Consider the following 1,703-nt stretch of genomic DNA (forward strand, 5'->3'; position numbering starts at 1 on the left):
TTGCCGACCAGTATGGTCCCAAGCGGGCTGCGCTCAAGGCGATCATCATGGATCAGTCCAAGCCGATGGAAGAGCGTTTCCGCGCTCAGCTCAAGCTTGCCGCCATGCCGCGCAACTCGGCCAAGATACGCATCCGCAACCGCTGCGAAGTCACCGGCCGTCCGCGCGCCTACTATCGCAAGCTCAAAGTATCGCGCATCGCGCTTCGTGATCTCGGCAATAACGGCCAGATCCCGGGCCTGGTCAAGTCGAGCTGGTAAGGAGGACATAACATGTCATTGAGCGATCCTCTCGGCGATATGCTGACCCGCATCCGCAACGCGTATGGCCGCAAGAAGTCGAGCGTTTCGACGCCGGCTTCGCGTCTGCGCACCCGCGTCCTCGACGTGCTGAAGGCTGAAGGCTATATCCGCGATTACAGCCAGACCGACTTCGACAACGGCAAGTCCGAAATCGAGATCGAGCTGAAGTATTTCGACGGCGCGCCGGTCGTGCGCGAAATCGCCCGCGTTTCGAAGCCAGGCCGCCGCGTCTATGTTTCGGCCAAGTCGATCCCGCAGGTCGCAAACGGCCTCGGCATCGCCATCCTTTCGACACCGAAGGGCGTGATGGCCGACCATGAAGCACGTGAACAGAACGTCGGCGGTGAGATCCTCTGCCAGATCTTCTGATCTGGCAGTTGACCGCAAAGTGGAATCCGGTCTTCGGATCGTTCCCGAAGACAGAGACCTGAAACAAGAGAAGTGACGAGGACAACAAAATGTCTCGTATTGGAAAGAAACCCGTTTCGCTGCCGCAGGGCGTGACCGCGACCGTCAACGGCCAGACCGTGACGGCGAAGGGCCCCAAGGGTGAGCTGAAGTTCGTGGTGAACGACGAAGTGCTGGTCAAGATGGAAGGCAGCGAGATCGCTGTCCAGCCGCGCGACCAGACCAAGACCGCCCGCTCCAAGTGGGGCATGTCGCGCACGCAGATCGTCAACATCCTGCAGGGCGTCAAGGACGGTTTCGAGAAGAAGCTCGAGATCACCGGCGTCGGCTATCGCGCGGCACTTCAGGGCAAGAACCTGCAGCTGGCGCTTGGCTTCAGCCATGACGTCGTCTATGAGACGCCGCAGGGCATCACCATCACCGTGCCGAAGCCGACTGAAATCACCGTGGCCGGCATCGACAAGCAGCAGGTCGGCCAGGTTGCGGCCGAGATCCGCGAGTATCGTGGTCCCGAGCCTTACAAGGGCAAGGGCGTCCGCTACGCCGGCGAGAAGATCGTCCGCAAGGAAGGCAAGAAGAAGTAGTAGGCCTGGCCTCGAGAAGTTGAAGACTTTTCGGAAAGGGCCAAGCCAAGAGTGTAACGCCGCGGGGAGCGGTCGCGGGAGGCGCTTTCGCCTACCGCATATGGCGGCCCCCGTTTTTTGAAGGCAAGGAAGACCATCATGGGTACCAAGGAATCCACGCAGCGCCGTGCGCAGCGCGTCCGTCGTCAGATCAAGAAGGTCGCCGGCGAGCGTCCGCGTCTGTCGGTCCACCGCACGTCGAAGAACATCTATGTGCAGGTCATCGACGACGCCAAGGGCCACACCATCGCCGCCGCTTCGACGCTCGAGAAGGACTTCAAGGGTTCGCTCAAGACCGGCGCCGACACCGCTGCCGCCACCGCGATCGGCAAGCTGATCGCCGAGCGCGCCACCAAGGCCGGCGTCAAGG

Annotated in this window: 4 protein-coding genes; all 4 read left to right on the plus strand. The window is 61.5% G+C overall.

Going from position 1 to position 1,703, the window contains the following annotated elements; all coding sequences use genetic code 11:
* Positions 1-260: 30S ribosomal protein S14 (rpsN, locus tag EN914_RS34455; RefSeq protein WP_127389639.1), on the plus strand; the 260-nt coding region annotated here is incomplete at its 5' end.
* 12 nt (positions 261-272) lie between these two features.
* A complete protein-coding gene (rpsH, locus tag EN914_RS34460; RefSeq protein ID WP_013531431.1) occupies positions 273-671 on the plus strand; it encodes a 30S ribosomal protein S8 in 399 nt (132 codons plus the stop codon).
* A gap of 89 nt (positions 672-760) precedes the next feature.
* Positions 761-1,294 (plus strand): 50S ribosomal protein L6, encoded by a 534-nt coding sequence (gene rplF / locus EN914_RS34465; protein ID WP_013531432.1) that lies wholly within the window; start codon positions 761-763, stop codon positions 1,292-1,294.
* A 138-nt stretch (positions 1,295-1,432) separates the two neighbouring features.
* A partial coding sequence (locus EN914_RS34470; protein ID WP_127389640.1) for a 50S ribosomal protein L18 occupies positions 1,433-1,703 on the plus strand: 271 nt, incomplete at its 3' end.

Source organism: Mesorhizobium sp. M7A.F.Ca.CA.001.08.2.1 (assembly GCF_003998455.1).
GTDB lineage: Bacteria > Pseudomonadota > Alphaproteobacteria > Rhizobiales > Rhizobiaceae > Mesorhizobium > Mesorhizobium ciceri.